At 38.9% G+C, this 18,117-nt stretch carries 12 protein-coding genes; 11 read left to right on the top strand and 1 reads right to left on the bottom strand.

The window, feature by feature from the left end; genetic code table 11:
* The first annotated feature begins 28 nt into the window (after positions 1-28).
* From rpe to IE080_RS00445, 9 genes are all read left to right on the top strand, one after another.
* Entirely contained in the window at positions 29-679 is a 651-nt protein-coding gene (gene rpe / locus IE080_RS00485; protein ID WP_189578339.1) for a ribulose-phosphate 3-epimerase, read from the top strand.
* 289 nt (positions 680-968) lie between these two features.
* Complete coding sequence (locus IE080_RS00480) at positions 969-1,463, top strand: hypothetical protein (protein WP_189578337.1); 495 nt, start codon at positions 969-971, stop codon at positions 1,461-1,463.
* 295 nt (positions 1,464-1,758) lie between these two features.
* Positions 1,759-2,667, top strand: a complete 909-nt coding sequence (locus tag IE080_RS00475; RefSeq protein ID WP_229800435.1) for a hypothetical protein — start codon at positions 1,759-1,761, stop codon at positions 2,665-2,667.
* A gap of 94 nt (positions 2,668-2,761) precedes the next feature.
* A complete protein-coding gene (gene gyrA / locus IE080_RS00470) occupies positions 2,762-5,269 on the top strand; it encodes a DNA gyrase subunit A (protein WP_189578333.1) in 2,508 nt (835 codons plus the stop codon).
* A gap of 45 nt (positions 5,270-5,314) precedes the next feature.
* A complete protein-coding gene (locus IE080_RS00465) occupies positions 5,315-6,526 on the top strand; it encodes a tetratricopeptide repeat protein (RefSeq protein WP_189578331.1) in 1,212 nt (403 codons plus the stop codon).
* A 224-nt stretch (positions 6,527-6,750) separates the two neighbouring features.
* The gene (locus IE080_RS00460) at positions 6,751-8,283 is read left to right on the top strand and encodes a M20/M25/M40 family metallo-hydrolase (protein ID WP_189578329.1); all 1,533 of its coding nucleotides are present in this window, start codon (positions 6,751-6,753) and stop codon (positions 8,281-8,283) included.
* A gap of 180 nt (positions 8,284-8,463) precedes the next feature.
* On the top strand, positions 8,464-9,621 hold the full coding sequence (locus IE080_RS00455) for an acyl-CoA dehydrogenase family protein (protein ID WP_189578327.1): 1,158 nt from the start codon (positions 8,464-8,466) through the stop codon (positions 9,619-9,621).
* Positions 9,622-10,291: 670 nt separating this feature from the next.
* Positions 10,292-11,971: an AMP-binding protein gene (locus tag IE080_RS00450; protein WP_189578325.1), complete on the top strand. Its 1,680-nt coding sequence runs from the start codon at positions 10,292-10,294 to the stop codon at positions 11,969-11,971.
* Between the two features lie 338 nt (positions 11,972-12,309).
* Positions 12,310-13,911: a GMC family oxidoreductase gene (locus IE080_RS00445; RefSeq protein WP_189578323.1), complete on the top strand. Its 1,602-nt coding sequence runs from the start codon at positions 12,310-12,312 to the stop codon at positions 13,909-13,911.
* A gap of 214 nt (positions 13,912-14,125) precedes the next feature.
* On the opposite strand, the gene IE080_RS00440 is transcribed toward IE080_RS00445, so the two are convergent.
* Positions 14,126-14,587 (bottom strand): hypothetical protein, encoded by a 462-nt coding sequence (locus tag IE080_RS00440; protein ID WP_189578698.1) that lies wholly within the window; start codon positions 14,585-14,587, stop codon positions 14,126-14,128.
* Positions 14,588-14,716: 129 nt separating this feature from the next.
* On the opposite strand from IE080_RS00440, the gene IE080_RS00435 reads away from it, so the two are divergent.
* Together IE080_RS00435 and IE080_RS00430 are read left to right on the top strand one after the other, a co-directional pair.
* The gene (locus tag IE080_RS00435) at positions 14,717-15,469 is read left to right on the top strand and encodes a DUF2490 domain-containing protein (RefSeq protein WP_189578321.1); all 753 of its coding nucleotides are present in this window, start codon (positions 14,717-14,719) and stop codon (positions 15,467-15,469) included.
* A 121-nt stretch (positions 15,470-15,590) separates the two neighbouring features.
* A complete protein-coding gene (locus IE080_RS00430; RefSeq protein WP_189578319.1) occupies positions 15,591-18,107 on the top strand; it encodes a glycogen/starch/alpha-glucan phosphorylase in 2,517 nt (838 codons plus the stop codon).
* Positions 18,108-18,117: the final 10 nt, after the last annotated feature.

Here is an 18,117-nt window from a genome sequence, read left to right as displayed (position 1 = left end):
TATTTCTTTTGCAAGAAAAATCCCAAACATGCCTGTTCAAATTTCCCCTTCTGTATTAGCCTCAGATTTTGCCAATCTCCAATCTGAGATCGAAATGTTGAATGCCTCTGCCTGTGATTATATCCACGTGGATATCATGGATGGTGTTTTCGTTCCTAATATTTCTTTTGGAATTCCTGTGACTGAGGCCATGCATAAGCATGCACAAAAGCCTTTAGACGTACACTTGATGATTGTCAATCCGGATAACTATCTGGAAGCATTTGCCAAAGCAGGGGCCTCGATTATATCAGTACACGTGGAAGCTTGCAATCATTTACACCGTAGCCTTCAAGCAATCAAAGCCTTAGGTTGCAAAGCTGGAATTGCCGTTAATCCTCATACGCCTATAAGTTCTTTTGAGGAGGTTATCCAAGATATTGATCTCGTGTGCATTATGTCAGTTAACCCTGGGTTTGGTGGACAGAAGTTTATAGAAAATACGTATGATAAAGTTAGACGATTGAAGGATTTGATTCTTCGTAAAAATGCCCAAACCTTGATCGAAATTGACGGGGGGGTGAATTTGGTTAATGCCCCTTTGCTAATGGAAGCTGGTGCGGATGTATTGGTAGCTGGTAGTTTTGTATTCAATTCATCCAATCCAATAAAGACTATACAAGAATTGAAGAGCTTATAAGTGACTGATAAACATGTTTCTGTAAGTAATTTTTTAAACTCATAATATTAAATTGACCTTAGTTTTTTTATCATTTTATCACTTGTGAAATTGGGAAATATTCCATCTGATTTTGCTTGTAGGCTTGCCTTAATGAGTTGAGTCTATAGGCGAAATCATTATCCTTTGGTCCAAAATATTCACCATTTAACATTTTTTAAGTGCTATATTTTTCCAGATTTTTTGGAAAAAAGTACTTTTTGAATTTTATTGAGCAAAAGTTTGAATTACACATTAAACCAATTATTGTATGAAGAAGTTATTTGCTTTCGCTTTCTTATTAGCTGGATTCATGAGTTTCCAAGTGGTTGCTCAAGACGATTCTGAAGAAGTGACAGAGGATGAAATGAAGAAGTATGCCACAATGGAGGTCATGGTAGCAGCTTTCACTCAAGAAAAACAAGAGAAGCTTGTAGAAATGATCCGCGAGAATGAAGTGTTGGGTGGTGGTGCTCGTTACAATGAAATTAAAGGTGCTTGGGGAAAAGATGATAAAATGGCTGAAATCAATGTGACTGAGGAAGAAAAAGAAGCTTATTCAGAGATTCAGTCTTACATCGATTCTATTGGAGAGGAAGTGAAAGAGTACATGATTGAGTTAATCAAGGATCCTGAGGTTTTGGGTGCAGCCACTTACAACAAAGTGAAAAGAGCCATGGCAGATCCTGCTGTAAAATCTCAAATTGATTCTATGATTGCTGATTTGAAGACCCAAGGGTCTTCTGATGCAGACACAGAGCGATAAAATTTTAATTTGGTTTGTTTGATAAAAGGTCTTCAGGTAACTGTAGGCCTTTTTATTTTAGGAGGTCATTGAACTTGTTCGCATTTCTTGAGTATCTCCTATTGAAGTATTTTGAAGGAAATTAGGTGTTCTCATTTAGGATTTAGGTAAAAAATTGAGCGTTTTTTCTACCATTGAATGGTACAATTGGTTACTTTCGTACGTTATGGATCGGATGAAAAAGTTTATAGTGTTGCTTGGAGCAATTGTTTTGATGATTGTAAGTGCCGTTTCTGCCCAAGAAGACATTTTTGGTTTGGATACCCGTGCAAGAGAAAAAGGTAGAAAGAGTGAAAGTAATATAGGTAATGTTACAAGGTCAGTTATTTCATTGGTTTCAGTTGAGCTTGCCGCAGGTGGTGCTCATCAGCATAATAGGATGACATTTTTATCTGATAATCCTTCTCAATATCCGATTTTTCAAACCAGTCAAATTGATCTTCCGAGATCTATTTCTTCTGACGATACTTTGAATTTCCGTAGTTTGGGTCAAACAGCCATTCCTCTTCATATAGCCGGTCGGGTTAATCTATTCAATACAATTACTTTAGGAGGTGGCTATGGAAGAGAGTTTGGCAGTATGGGGGCTTTCCAAGCCTCTCCATATGAGTTTGTGTTTGAAAATACGTCCTATACTTTTGATAAAGTCTTTGGGACATTAGGGATTGTTCTTTATGATGCAGGAAAACGAGCGAAATTTTTGAGATGGCGATATCGCAAGTATTCATCTCAAAATTTTTATATGCAGTCTCAAAAGAATCAAAGAATTCGACAAAATTATCCGTGGAGATTTATGGTAGAAGGTCAGTTTGGGAATATTTCAATTAGGGAAAATATAGATCCTTCTGTGGGAATAGGAACTGATCCATTTTTTAATGTTTCGTTTAGAATAGAACGTGATTTTTCAGAGTATTCACGACTTTTTTTAAAAGCGGGTTACGAAACAAGGAATTTTCTTTTTCAAGCTGAAAACCCCTTAGAAGTTCAAAGCTTTCGACAAATTCTTTACCCCATTCAAGTTGGATTATCTGTAAGCCTTCCAGGAACCAAAAGATGTAAAAAACCTGGATGCGGCGTGGTAATGAAGCACTTACATGATGGTGTGGAGTATAGAGGCAGTTCTATATTCCAATTACAAAACAGAAAGGTAGGTCAATGGTATTAAACCATGTCCGTTTTCACTATTCCTTTGCCAAATATTCTTTTTAAAGCATCAGGTTTTTTATTAACTTGCAAGCTTATTGAGATAACATAAATTTATGGCTCGAGGAGAGAATGAGAATATAATCCCAATCAACATTGAAGACGAAATGCGTGGAGCCTACATTGATTATTCAATGTCGGTTATTGTTTCCAGAGCACTTCCAGATGTAAGGGATGGTCTTAAACCCGTTCATAGGAGAATTTTGTTTGGTATGCAGGAACTTGGAGTCTTGCACAACAAACCATACAAGAAATCAGCTAGAATTGTAGGGGAGGTACTTGGTAAGTATCACCCACACGGAGATTCAGCGGTATATGAAACTATGGTTCGTATGGCCCAGCCTTGGTCCTTGCGCTATCCTCTAGTGGATGGTCAAGGTAACTTTGGTTCCATTGATGGTGATAATCCTGCTGCGATGCGTTACACCGAAGCGAGGCTAAAAAGAATTGCCGAAGAGTTGTTGGTGGATATCAACAAAAATACGGTTGATTTTCAGCTAAACTTTGATGACTCCTTAAAGGAGCCTATTGTACTACCTGCTAAAATTCCCGCATTATTGTTGAATGGTGCTTCTGGTATTGCCGTAGGTATGGCTACCAATATGGCACCTCACAATTTAGGGGAAGTAGTAGATGGAATCATTGCTTACATAGATAATAATGAAATCACCATTAGTGAATTGATGGAGCATATCATTGCTCCGGACTTCCCAACAGGTGCCATCATCTATGGATACAATGGAGTAAAAGCAGCTTTCGAAACCGGTAGAGGAAGAATCATAATCCGTGGAAAAGCGGATATCGAGACTAAAGATAATGGTAGAGAATCCATCATCATCTCTGAAATCCCATACCAGGTCAATAAGGCTAGTATGATCGAAAAGACCGCTCAACTTATCAATGAGAAAAAGATTGATGGGATTTCGGCTATACGTGATGAGTCCGATAGGCAAGGGATGCGTGTTGTCTATGAATTGAAGCGGGATGCCGTTGCCAATGTTGTATTGAATAATCTTTACAAGCAAACACAGTTACAAACCTCTTTCTCAGTCAATAACGTTGCTTTAGTCAAAGGCCGTCCACAGACACTGAACTTAAAAGATATGATTGTACATTACGTCAATCATAGACATGAAGTAGTGATTCGAAGGACTGAGTATGAGTTGCAAGAAGCGCAGAAACGTGCACACATCTTAGAAGGATATTTGATTGCGTTGGATAATCTGGATGAGGTAATTTCTTTGATCAGAAGTTCAAGAGATCCTGAGACCGCAAGAAATGGTTTGATGGAGCGTTTTGGCTTAAGTGAGATACAAGCACGTGCTATCTTGGATATGCGTTTGCAGCGCTTGACAGGAATGGAGCGTGACAAAATCCAAGAGGAGTACAAAGAAATCATGGCCTTGATTGAAGAGCTGAAGTTTATCTTGGGTAGTGAAGAGAAGCGGATGGAAATCATCAAGGAAGAGTTGACCGAGATGAAGACGCGCTACAATGATCCAAGAAGAACGATCATTGAACATAATGCAGAAGATTTCAGCTATGAGGATATGATTCCTAATGAGGAAGTGATTATTACAGTTTCTCATCAGGGCTATATCAAGCGAACACTATTGAATGAGTACAGGTCTCAGGGGAGAGGAGGCGTAGGCAGTAGAGGTGCTACTACCAAAGAAGATGATTGGACGGAATATTTGTTTACAGCTTCTACCCACAATTACCTCTTGATCTTCACAGATCATGGGAAATTATTCTGGTTGAAAACCTATGCGATTCCAGAAGGTTCTAAAACTTCTAAAGGTAGGCCTATCCAAAATTTGATCAACATTGAATCAGATGATAAGATACGTTCTATCATTCAGGTTGCCGATCTAGGTGACGAGGATTATATCAATAACAATTACTTGGTGATGGTAACCAAGCAAGGTATCATCAAAAAAACGACACTTGAACAATATTCAAGACCACGTACCAATGGTATCATTGCCTTGAATATCAGAGAGGATGATCAGCTACTAGCAGTCGATATGACTGATGGAAACTCTCATATTATCATTGCTGCTAAGTCAGGTAGAGCGATACATTTCCCAGAATCCACGGTAAGACCGATGGGTAGGACTGCTACCGGGGTAAAAGCCATTACGTTAACAGATGTTAATGATGAAGTGATTGGCATGGTATGTGCCTCCAGAGAAGATGCAAACCTATTAGTAGTATCAGAAAATGGTTATGGCAAACGTTCTCCAATTGATGCATACAGAATTACCAATCGCGGTGGTAAAGGTGTCCGTGCAATGAATGTGACGGAAAAGACAGGTTTGTTAGTTGCAATCAAAGAAGTGGTGGATACCGACGATTTGATGATTATCAACAAATCAGGAATCACCATCCGCACACCTGTTTCCGAATTAAGAGTCATGGGCAGAGCCACACAAGGAGTGCGCTTGATCAAACTGAGTGAAGGGGATGCCATTTCTTCTGTTGAGAAAATCAAAAAAGAAGAAGAGGAGGAAACAGAAGGTGGAGAAGCTTCTGCTCCAACAGAACAACAACCGACGGAATAATTTGAACTTAATCAGAACCAAACAATTTAGCAAATCAGTAATCAAATGAAAAAGTTAATCTTATCATTGGCACTTGTGGTTTTCGCTACCACTGCCTTTGCCCAAAAGAAAGTAGTTAGATCCGCTAACTCCAATTTCAAGAAAGGAAATCTTGAAGTTGCCTTGGAAGAGGTTAATACAGCCTTGACCGATGCAGAAACCCAAGATGATCCTTCTACTATGGTTTTAAAAGGCCAGATTGAGACAAAAATGTTTACCCAAGATGAAGACCTTGCCTCATCAACAGTTGCTATTGGAAGGTCTGCCTTCAATTCATTTACAAAAGCCATGGAAATGGCAGGGGGTGATGTAAATAGCAAAATTGGAAAGGATGTATGGAAAGAAGAAATTCCAGGAATGCCAGAAAACTTGAGACCTTATTCCATGGTATCATTAAAATTAGCATCTTTCGATAAAGCTATCAGATCTTATGAAGATGAGGATTTTGCTATGTCTTATGAGTTCTTTAACTTGGTTTCTGATATTGACCCAAAAGATACAACCGCTAACTTTAATGCTGGCTATTTGGCGTATACTGAGATGGGGAATGTAGAGGCTGCCAAAAAGCACTTTTATAGATTGTTAGAGATTCCTGAATATGACAAATTGAACACATATTATTTTTTGATCCAAATAGCTTCATCTGAAGAAAAGGATGCCGAAGCTGCATATAAATATGTAACGATGGCTAAAAAAGATTTCCCAGATGACAAAACTTTGTCAGAATTTGAGGTTCAGTTGTTACTTCAGATGGATAAAATGGAAGAGGCAATGATTTCAGTTCAAACTGCGCTAAAAGATGATCCACAAAATGCTGGACTTTTATTAAGATATGGATATTTGCTTGAACAGTCTGGTAATATTGATGGCGCATTGGAACAGTATAAAAAAACAACTCAAGCTGATCCTGAATTTTTTGAAGGGAACTATTATACTGGAGCAATCTATTTAGATAGAGCGAGAGCTATTTTAGCAGAAGTGAATAATTTGTCAGATGAAGAATGGGAAAAAAGAGCTTCTTCCATGAGTGCTGAGGCTGATGGTCTATACAAGGACGCTGTGCCGTATTTTACTAAAGCATCAGAATTGAGACCTGATAACACTGAAATAATGGAAATCCTTTTCCAAATCCATACTCGTTTAAAAAACACTTCAGAAGCTGAAAAATACAATCAAAAACTAATTGCAATTCTTGGAGAGGGTTGGATGGAAAGATAGTATTATGACGTTTGTATAGTAATTATTAAATGAATATTCGTTTAATCAATTACTACGACTATAATATCTAGCGTTGGATAGTTTTTCAACGGTTAGGCTTGATAGTTAAAACCTGGTTTTATAGCCAGGTTTTTTTATTTTCATACCAGAGTTTTACATCATTGGTTAACTCTCAATCCATATTTTTCGACAATTTTGGAATTGAAAATAAAAATCAACAGCTTATGAATTACAAAACCAAGATATCAAGCCTGATTTTGGTATGGCTTCTAGCCATGGGGCAGGTATTTGCCCAAGAGACGGTGAATCTCGAAATGATGCATCGCATCAAAAATGAAGGAATGAGGAATTCCCAAATTCAAGATCTTTCCTTTCATCTAACAGACTTCCTTGGTCCGCGTTTGTCTGGGTCTACTAATCTTCGCAATGCTAGAAACTGGACTGCGGAAAAATTCAAGGAATGGGGTTTGAGCAATGTGAAAATTGATACTTATGGCGAGTTTGGACGGGGATGGGATGTGAAGAAAGCCTATATCGCTATGAAAGAGCCTTATTATGCGCAGATCATTGGATATCCAAAAGCTTGGACAGATGGAACCAATGGTCTGGTTTCTGATGAAGTGATGTTGATAGAAATTTCTTCGGATGCAGACTTTGATAAGTATAGAGGCAAATTGAAAGGGAAAGTTGTGATGACCCCTGCAAATTTGACCGTTAATCCAGCATTTGAAGCTGAAGCTAGACGTTGGACAGATGAAGAGTTGGAAAACAGAAAAACCATTCCTGTAGGCAATATGCCATCGAGATGGACGCCGGAGCAAATGGCCCAAATGAGAACTGCACGTGAATTGGATGCGAAATTGAATGCTTTCTTATTAGAAGAGCAAGTAGGTCTTCGTTTGACAGGTACCCGTGGTAGTTTCGGTACAGTATTCCATACCCGCTCAGGTTCATTTTCTACAGATAAAAAAGTAACTGTACCTGAAATGGAAATTGCTGCAGAGCACTATGGCCGTATTTATCGCTTAATCAAAAACGGTAAAAAAGTAAGTATAGAAGCTGAAATCGATGTGCAATGGTTGGATGATGACTATGCAGGATACAATGTTATTGCAGAAATTCCAGGAACAGACAGAACGCTTAAGCCTGAGATTGTCATGTTAGGTGGTCACTTAGATAGCTGGCATGCTGGTACTGGCGCTAATGACAATGCTGCCGGTGTAGTCGTTATGATGGAAGCTATCCGTATATTGAAAGCCTTGGATGTTCAACCAAAAAGAACCATTCGCATTGCACTGTGGGGCGAAGAGGAGCAGGGTTTGTATGGTTCTAGAGGGTATGTTCAGAAATATGTAGCTGATAGAGCTACCAAAGAGAAAAAAGGAGAGTGGGATAAAATTTCTGCTTATTACAACCTAGATAATGGTTCTGGTAAAATCAGAGGTATTTATTTGGAAGGTAACGATATGTTGGTTCCTATTTTTGAAAAATGGTTTGAGCCATTCCACGAGATGGGCGCAAATACCATTACTAGAAGAAGCACAGGTTCCACGGATCACGTAGCATTTGATGCAGTTGGTGTTCCTGGCTTTCAGTTTATCCAAGACCCAATTGATTATGGGAAAGGCTACCATACGAATATGGATGTGTATGAGCGTATGCAATTTGGAGATATGACCCAAGCTGCCATCATCATTGCGGCAATGGTATATAATACCTCTGAAAGAGCAGAGAAACTACCAAGAAAACCTTGGTAAATTTTAGCAACTATTTAATGAAAGCTATGAACAATTCGTTCATAGCTTTTTTTATGGCATTTATACAGAATGCCAAATTTTGATTGGTTAAACAGGGTTATTTTTTTAACTTTCGGGAGATTTCTATCGTTTACTTAAGAATAGTTTTTCTAAAATTTTGAAATATAAACCCAAAAAGATATGTATAATGTCCCAAGAATGATTTTTACGGAGGAGCACGAACTCTTTCGCCAATCCGTAAGAGACTTTATTGCTAAAGAAATTGCTCCCAACAATGCTGATTGGGAAAAAAATAAAATGGTTACCCGTGAGTCCTGGAAGAAACTTGGAGAAAACGGTTTTCTATGTATGCAGGCCCCCGAGGAGTTTGGAGGGTTGGGTTTATCTGATTTTCGTTACAATGCTATTTTTACAGAAGAGTTGGGGCTTTCTGGTTGTTCAGGTCCAGCGATTGGCTATCCTTTGCATTCGGACATTGTGTTTCCTTACCTCATGCATTATGGAACGGATGCTGCTAAAGCCAAGTATATTCCGGGAATGATTGCAGGAGACTTGATTGCTGCTGTAGCTATGACGGAACCGGGTGCAGGCTCCGATTTGCAAGCTATTCGTTCCACAGCCGAGGATAAAGGAGATCATTACCTGATCAATGGTTCCAAGACTTTTATTACCAATGGATACCTCTGTGATGTAGTAGTGGTAGCGGCAAAAACCGATCCTAGTTTAGGAGCCAAAGGAATCAGTTTATTCATTGTTGACAAAGATATGGCTGGTTTTTCCAAAGGGGTGCCTTTTGAAAAAGTTGGATTGCATGCACAGGATACCTGCGAATTATTTTTTGAAGACGTTAAGGTTCCAAAGGAAAATTTATTGGGTAAAGTAGGAGAGGGCTTTAAGTATTTGATGACCGAATTGGCTCAAGAGCGATTGGTGGTGGGTTTGGCAGCTATTGCATTGGCTGAATCTGCCTTTTTGAGCACAGTGGATTATGTGAAAAACAGACCTGCTTTCGGAAAAATGGTTTCAGACTTCCAAAATACCCGTTTCAAAATCGCAGAGATGGCAGCTAAGTTGGAACAAGGAAGAATTTACGTAGATCAATTGGTCTCTCTCCACAACGAAGGAAAGCTGGACTCTGCGATGGCCTCTGCGGCCAAGTATTTGTTGACTGAATTGCAATGTTGGGTTTCTGATGAGTGTGTGCAGTTGCATGGTGGCTATGGATACATGTGGGAATACTCCGTTGCACGTGCTTTTGCCGATGCCCGTGTACAGCGTATCTATGCAGGTACCAATGAAATTATGAAAGAATTGATTGCAAGGAAGATATTGAAGTAAATAACCCTATTCAAGATTTTAAGCCAATCCATCCAACGGGTTGGCTTTTTTGTGGAAAATAAAATTCCCCAAGGAATTCAACTCCTTCTGGAGTTGGAATAATCGATTCTTCATATCCTTTCTTAAACCCCGAGTAGCAACTCGGGGCTAATACCCTTCGGGATTGAACTCCATCTGGAGTTTTTAATATCAATTAAAATCTGTTAAATGAAATTTCCCATATTTTTTTTCTGCGAATTCCGAGTTTTCCGCGAGCTACCATTTTCGGGATTGAACTCCATCCGGAGTTCTTTCAAACCATTAAAACCTGTTATATAGAGATTTTTATAATTTTTTGCGTATTCAGCGCCTTCTGCGAGCTACCATCTTCGGGATTGAACTCCTTTCGGAGATTATTCTACAGGTGGAATCTGATAAATAAAATCATATATTCTGATCAAACCCATTATCTATTTTTTCATTAGAACAATTCAAAAAAATGGAACTTACTAATCAACTAAGAATTAATGATAAATTGAATTCAGTGGTTTCAGCGCTTTCTGAGAGAAACCTTAAGCAAAAAATTCTGCGTATTCCGGACCTTCTGCGAGACATTTTTTGTGGCTTTAAAACTTTTATGCTTTATATTTAGTCCTTCTAATGTTGTAAACCCAAAATCAAAAAACTACTTATGCATAATTTCCCGTGGTTTAAATTTTATCCATCAGCAGTAGATACCGAGGTAAACGTCACCCAATACAGTTCGGTCGTCAACTTGTTTGAAGAGAGTGTGAAGAAATTTGGAAACGCCATTGCTTATGAATGCATGGGCAAAACAATTACTTTTAACGAGGTAGATGAGCTTTCCAAAAAGTTTGCCTCCTATCTTCAAAATGATTTAAATATGAAAAAGGGGGACCGTGTGGCCATTCAGATGCCCAACTGTCTCCAATACCCTGTAGCTCTTTTTGGTACCTTGCGGGCAGGAATGGTCGTTGTTAATACCAATCCTTTGTATACCGCACCAGAAATGAAACATCAATTTCAGGATGCAGGAGTCGAAGCCATCGTAATAGTTGCCAATTTTGCTTCTAATCTTGAGAAAATCCGTCATGAGCTAAATGCTAAACATTTCATTGTCACTGAATTGGGTGATATGTTAGGTGGCCTGAAAGGCACGATTGTAAATTTCGTTGTGAAGCATGTCAAAAAAATGGTTCCTGCTTTCAACCTTCCTCGAGCTATCCGTTGGAAAACTATGATGGGCAAGGCGGATGCATCCAAATTTAAGCGTCAGGAAATGACTTTGGCGGACACCGCTTTTTTGCAATATACAGGAGGTACTACAGGGGTGTCTAAGGGTGCTGAATTGACCCATGGAAACATCGTAGCAAACATGCAGCAAATTTCTGCTTGGATGAAGCCAAAGTTGGTGGAAAAAGAAGAAATTGTCATCACTGCTTTGCCTTTGTATCACATTTTTGCTTTGACTGTTAATTGTTTGGCAATGATGAAAATTGGTGCACATAATGTGTTGATTACCAATCCTCGGGATATGCCTAGTTTTATCAAAGAGTTAAGTAAAAAGAAATTTACGGTGATGACTGGTGTGAATACCTTATTCAATGGTTTGTTGAATCAGGAAGCTTTTACCAAACTGGACTTCTCTTCTCTTAAGATTTCCGTAGGTGGCGGAATGGCCGTGCAGCAGGCCACAGCTGAAAAGTGGGAGAAAGTAACAGGAACTCCTCTTGCTGAAGGCTATGGACTAACTGAAACCTCACCTGTGGCTACCTGTAATCCAATTGATGGTACGGAAAGAATAGGAACTATTGGGATTCCACTTCCCAATACAGATGTAAAAATTATTGATGATAACGGAGCAGATCTTCCTGTTGGAGAGCGTGGTGAATTATGCATCAAGGGACCTCAAGTAATGAAAGGCTATTGGAACAGACCTGAGGAAACCGAAAAAGTCATGGAAGGTGCTTGGTTTAAAACGGGTGATATTGCAGTGATTGATAAAGATGGTTTTGTGAAAATCGTTGATCGAAAGAAAGAAATGATCTTAGTGTCAGGTTTCAATGTCTATCCAAATGAGGTAGAAAATGCAATTGCCTTACATCCAAAAGTATTAGAAACCGGAGTAATTGGCATGCCGGATGATAAGTCTACAGAGAAAGTCGTTGCTTATGTAGTTGCTAAAGATAAGTCCTTGACTTCTGGAGAAGTTATTGCGCACTGCCGTGAAAATTTGACCAATTATAAAGTCCCTCGTGAAGTGTACTTTGCAGATGAACTTCCTAAGACAAACGTAGGAAAAATCCTACGTAGAAAAATCAAGGAAATGCACGAGAAGAAGGGGGTATAGAGGGTATTAAAAGTGAGCAGTTGACAGTGTATAGTGAACAGTTAGTGAGTGGAAGACCCGGCAGTTTTTGAAAACTGCTGGGTTTCTTTTTTGGGGATATCCGAGACTTGGGGTTTAAAAAACTCTGACGAAAAACTTTTCCAAAGTTTCGAACTTAGGAAAAGTTACTCTTGATGGTATAAAAGTGCCTACTTTTTTTATATAGAACTTACCTTATGGTTTATTGTACTTGAAACTTAATACAATATAGAACTCCTTTTTAGATATCTCATTAAAAAATACTTGCACAAACATCTCTTTTTTCCTAATTTTTATCGCTTATTAACTCAAAATACCAAATGATTTTTGATTACATCATCGTAGGAGCAGGTTCGGCAGGCTGTGTCTTAGCCAATCGCTTATCTGAGAATCCACGCAACCAAGTTTTACTCCTTGAAGCAGGAGGTCCCGATAGCCAAACAGATATTCACATTCCTGGCGCCTACAGTCAATTGAACCGTACGGCTGTAGATTGGTCATTTTGGACCGAACCACAAGCCCATGTAGATGGCAGAAAAATTTATATTCCAAGAGGAAAGGTTTTGGGAGGAAGTAGTAGTACCAATGCCATGGCTTATGTACGAGGCAATCCAAAAGACTTTGACGAATGGGCATCCTTAGGGAATGAAGGTTGGAGTTATCAGGATGTATTGCCCTACTTCAAAAAATCAGAATATAATGAAAATTTTTCAGGAGACTTTTATGGAAATAAAGGTCCTCTGCATGTAGCCCACAGTCATCAACCCCATTCTTTGGGAAAGCACTTCATCAAAGCTTGTGTACAGACGGGTATTCCCGAAAACCCTGAATACAACGCAGGACAACAGGAAGGGGCATCCATGCTTCAGTTTACAATTAAAAATAATGAGCGCCACAGTACCGTAACGGCTTTTTTGAAACCTGCCATGAAGCGAAGTAATTTGACTGTCATGACGCGTATACATGTGACAAAAATCATCCTAGAAAATAAGGTAGCCAAAGGTGTACAGGCGATTAATGGAGATGGGAAATTACGGGAAATATTTTGTTCTAAGGAGGTCATCCTTAGTGCGGGAGCCTTTCAAAGTCCTCAGATATTACTACTTTCTGGAATTGGAGGTGCGGCGTATTTAAACACTTTTGGGATTGTTTGTCAACATGAATTGAAGGGAGTAGGACAAAATTTGCTTGAGCATGTATGGTCAGGTGTTTCTGCCAAGTCCACTGTCCCAACAAACAACGATACCCTAAAACCTTTGGTAAAATTCCGTGAATTGGCGAATTATATCTTATTCAAAAAAGGAGTTTTGGGCAATAGTCCTCTGACTGCAAATGCCTTTATCAAAACCGAACAAACATTAGACAGACCGGATATTCAATTTCATTTTGCACCGACAGGAGTAAACAAAGATTATAGCACGGATCTCTATGATGTCACTACTTTTCCTAAGGAGTCAGGCTTTTCAATCATGTGTATATTGGTAAGACCCAAAAGTAAAGGATATGTAGGCTTAAATTCGTCTAATCCCTTGGATCCACCCAAAATCCAACCAAATATCTTTTCACATCCAGATGACTTGGAAACACTCAAAAAAGGTATGCTTGTAGCCAAACAAGTCATGGAAACCAAAGAATTACAATCCTTTCAAAAAGATGGGATTTACCTTCCTTCAAGTTTTGACGACGAAACCTTGGAAAAGCATATGAAGCGTAGTTTGGAAACCCTTTATCATCCCGTGGGCACCTGCAAAATGGGTAAAGACGAAATGGCCGTAGTGGATGATCAACTTCGTGTTCATGGTATTCAAAAGCTGCGTATTGCCGACGCTTCCATCATGCCTACCATCATCACGGGCAACACCAACGCTGCTTGTATCATGATAGGGGAGAAAGCCGCGGATTTAGTGTTGGGAAAGGGTTAGTCAAGTGATTGATAGATTTTGTGATTTTTGAACAGTATGTTTCGGTAGTGGTAGAATAACGATCATTACTTTTTATTCCCTTATATCATAGCATAAAATTTTAACCTCAAAAAAATATAGCTGAGGCCCTCTTGTTTAACGCTTGCTTGACTTTTAGTCAATTAAATAATTTAAAAAGGCTTGTAAAAAAACCGCTTAAAAAGCGGTTTTACTCTCAATAAATAGCTTTCACAAGAATAGATTTTCCTCTAAAATCAGAAGATTCTCCCTTTTTCCTGCCCCATAAGGCCTGTACTAAAGGAGAGTCTTGGGATACTAATTGATAATCTTTTCCATCCAATGTGAGTTTTCCATAAGGAATAGACACCCAAATATTACCCATCATAACTTCGAAAATACTCCCCTCTTGAATAGTATCAGTTGGTTTTACAGATACAGCATTTAACTGAGCCAACATAATTTTGGATGTTGCCAATCTTTTTTGCAGGATATCCCGATTTTGATTAAGCATTTCCTGATGGGTCTCATATTTATCACCCGCAGAGCTTTTTTCTTCTATTTCGGAAGATTCCTGCAGATCGCTAAGCTGTTGTTGGATGTCTGTGATTTGTACTTTCAGCGCTTCCTGACCAGCCGCTAACAACTTTATTTTGATTGGATGTTCTATTACTGTCATGGCTGCAAAATTCATATTTTTTTATGGATATTTATATGCGGAAGCATAGATAAATTATACAGTTAGCGCATAATTTTGGGATTGAAAATTAGTTATTTTCCAGTGTGAAGATTACTTTTAAGTTTTGGTATGAAAAAATTAGTCGTAATAGGTTTTTTAGTATTGTTGGGCAGAACTTCCTTTGCACAACGTGAGACAGTAATCAATACGGAAGTTTGGTATGGATTAATGACTTCTGGTCAGTTAGCAAAAAACTGGTCTCTTTGGTTAGATTCTCACTATGTTCCAGAGCTTTTTTTAATCGTAAGAGGAGGTATGACCTATCATACTAACAATCAGCAATGGGCCATGACCGCAGGCTATGCGGGATTAGGTTTGACCACTCCATTTTCAGAGGGTGGCTTAATCCGTGAGGAAAGAAGGCCATGGGGACAAGTAGTTTTTCGTCCGCAGAGTAAATCCAATCTTTCTGCTTCTTTTCGCTATCGTCACGATATGCGTTATCGTCAGCAATTTTCTAGTACGGAGCTGTTGGATAGTTTTCAGTTGAATCACAGAGCAAGATTCAACATGAGTTTACGGTATAATTGGAAGGATTTATTAAGTCCTCATTTCAATTTTGCTACTACCTTATTCAATGAATCCTTATTCACCGTGGGTCCTGCACCTGCGGATAATCCTTTTGAGCACAGGGTATTTATGCTGTTTTCATTTCAGAAAAACTCAGTAGTAGTCTCTCCTGGATACCATATCCGTATAGCTACTCCAAACCCTGAGACTTTACGTATCAATCATGGGTTATTTTTGTGGGTGAATATCAACTACCGAGTAAAAGATTTTAGAAGAAGTAGGGTCAAGATATATCCTGAGGACAGAATTTAAAATTATTTTTTTTCCGCAATCGTTTGATTTTGAATTGCTTTTTTGATTCGCCTACGAATTCCGTAACTTTCTGCTCTTAATAGTAGTCTTTTATCAAATTGAGCTATCAGAAATTAACGATATGAAATCAAGCACCAAGGATACTGAAAGTATCTTAACTAGAGAAGAAACTAGAACGGGTTTAGGTCCTGAAACTTTAAAAAGGGCTATTTTGAACCATCTTTTTTATAATCAGGGAAAGTTTCCTGAGATTGCTACCCGAAATGATTATTACATGGCCATGTCTTTTGCTGTCCGTGATCGCTTACTGCAGCGTTGGGTAGCATCCGTTAAAAAATATTTAAATGCTGACCAAAAGATCGTTTCCTATTTATCCGCAGAATACCTCTTGGGTCCTCATTTGGCCAATAATCTGATCAATTTGGGGATATATGAAAATATGGAAAAAGCTTCCAATTCCCTTGGAATGAATTTGGACTGGTTAATTGCAAAAGAGCAAGAACCGGGCCTAGGGAATGGAGGATTAGGTCGTTTGGCAGCTTGCTATATGGATTCATTGGCAACCTTGGAAATCCCTGCGATTGGTTACGGTATCCGCTATCAGTTTGGGATTTTTGAGCAAGATATTAAAGATGGTTGGCAGATTGAAGACACAGACAACTGGCTTAGAAGAGGGAATCCATGGGAAATCGCCAAGCGGGAATTGGGATATGATGTGAAATTGGGTGGCTATGTTCAGCATTACACCGATATCAATGGTAAGTTTAAAGCCAATTGGATACCGGGAATGATTGTTAAAGGGATTGCTTATGACACCCCGATTTTGGGCTATCGTGTCAATACCTGTAATACCTTACGCCTATGGAAATCTGAAGCACCTAAATCATTTGATTTTCAAACTTTTAATCAAGGATTATATTCTGGCGCTGTAAGTGATAAAACAGTATGTGAGAACATTTCCAAAGTACTTTATCCTAACGATGAGCAGCGAGAGGGTAAAATCCTCCGACTGCAACAGCAGTATTTCTTTGTTAGCTGTTCCCTGCAGGATATGATCGCAATTCACTTAAGTCAGGGAGGGAAAATTGAAAGGTTCTATGATAAGTTTGTTGTTCAATTGAATGATACTCACCCTGCCATTGGTGTAGCAGAAATGATGCGCTTGTTGGTGGATGTCTACGAAGTAGAGTGGGACTTGGCTTGGGATATCACCAAAAAGAGTTTTGCATACACTAATCATACACTTCTTCCAGAAGCTTTGGAAACATGGGATCAAGACTTATTCCAATCGGTTCTTCCAAGACATTTAGAAATCATACAGGAGATCAATAGAAGATTTTTGGATGAGGTAACTATACGTACTTATGGAGATCAAGACTTAATCAGCAGTCTATCCATTATCTCAGATGGCCCGTGGAAAAAAATCCGGATGGCTAATTTGGCTTGTGCAGGTTCTTTTGCAATCAATGGGGTTGCAGCCTTACACTCCGAATTATTGAAAAAAACTGTTTTGAAAGATTGGTATCAATTATGGCCAGAAAAGTTTTCTAATAAAACGAATGGGGTGACTCCTAGAAGATGGATGGTTCTAAGTAATCCTAAACTTTCTTCTTTGATCAGTTCTAAAATTGGAGAAGGCTGGATCAAAAATTTGGATGAACTGACAGGCTTAGAACAATACGCAGATGACCCTAGCTTCCAGCAGGAGTGGATGGTTGTGAAACATGAGATGAAGAAAGATTTGGCAAAACGAATCCTTCAGCGTACAAAAATCAAAGTAGATCCTTCGTCAATTTTTGATGTTCATGTGAAGCGTATTCACGAGTACAAACGTCAGCATTTGAACATTTTACATGTCATCGCATTATACAACCGCATCAAACAAAATCCGGATGCGGAAGTAGTGCCGAGAACATTTATTTTTGCTGGTAAAGCTGCTCCAGGTTATCATTTGGCTAAATTGATGATCAAATTGATTACTTCCGTAGCAGATGTAGTCAATCAAGATCCAATTGTCAAGGATCGTATCAAGGTGGTGTTTTACCCGAATTACAACGTAACCAATGCACAGCGGATTTATCCTGCGGCAGATGTTTCAGAACAAATTTCCACTGCTGGTAAAGAGGCCTCAGGTACAGGGAATATGAAGCTTTCCATGAATGGAGCACTTACCATCGGAACCTTGGATGGAGCCAATGTTGAAATAAGGGATTGTGTAGGAGCAGAGAACTTCTTCTTATTTGGACTGACAGAGGAAGAGGTGCAGCAGAAGAAAAGTGAAGGTTATAATCCATTTGATTATTATATGGCTAATCCTGAATTGAAATTAGCAATTGATCAAATCAATAGTGGTTATTTCTCTCACATGAATGGCTCTGTATTCAAAGACTTGATCAACTCCTTGCTATATCATGATCAGTATCTGGTACTTGCTGATTTTGAGTCATATGTAGCCGAACAAGAACGAGTAGCTGAAGCTTATAAAGACAAGCAGCGATGGGCAAAGATGTCTATCTTAAATGCTGCACGAATGGGTAAGTTTTCATCTGATAGAAGTATCAAGGATTATTGTGATGATATCTGGAAAGTAGGTCCTTCTCCTGTGGAGTTGGTTGATTTCCATCAAAAAACACAATAAGTTCAACTTG

It is taken from the genome of Mongoliitalea lutea (genome assembly GCF_014652135.1).
Lineage (GTDB): Bacteria > Bacteroidota > Bacteroidia > Cytophagales > Cyclobacteriaceae > Mongoliitalea > Mongoliitalea lutea.
This window is presented reverse-complemented; position numbering and strand designations above follow the sequence as displayed.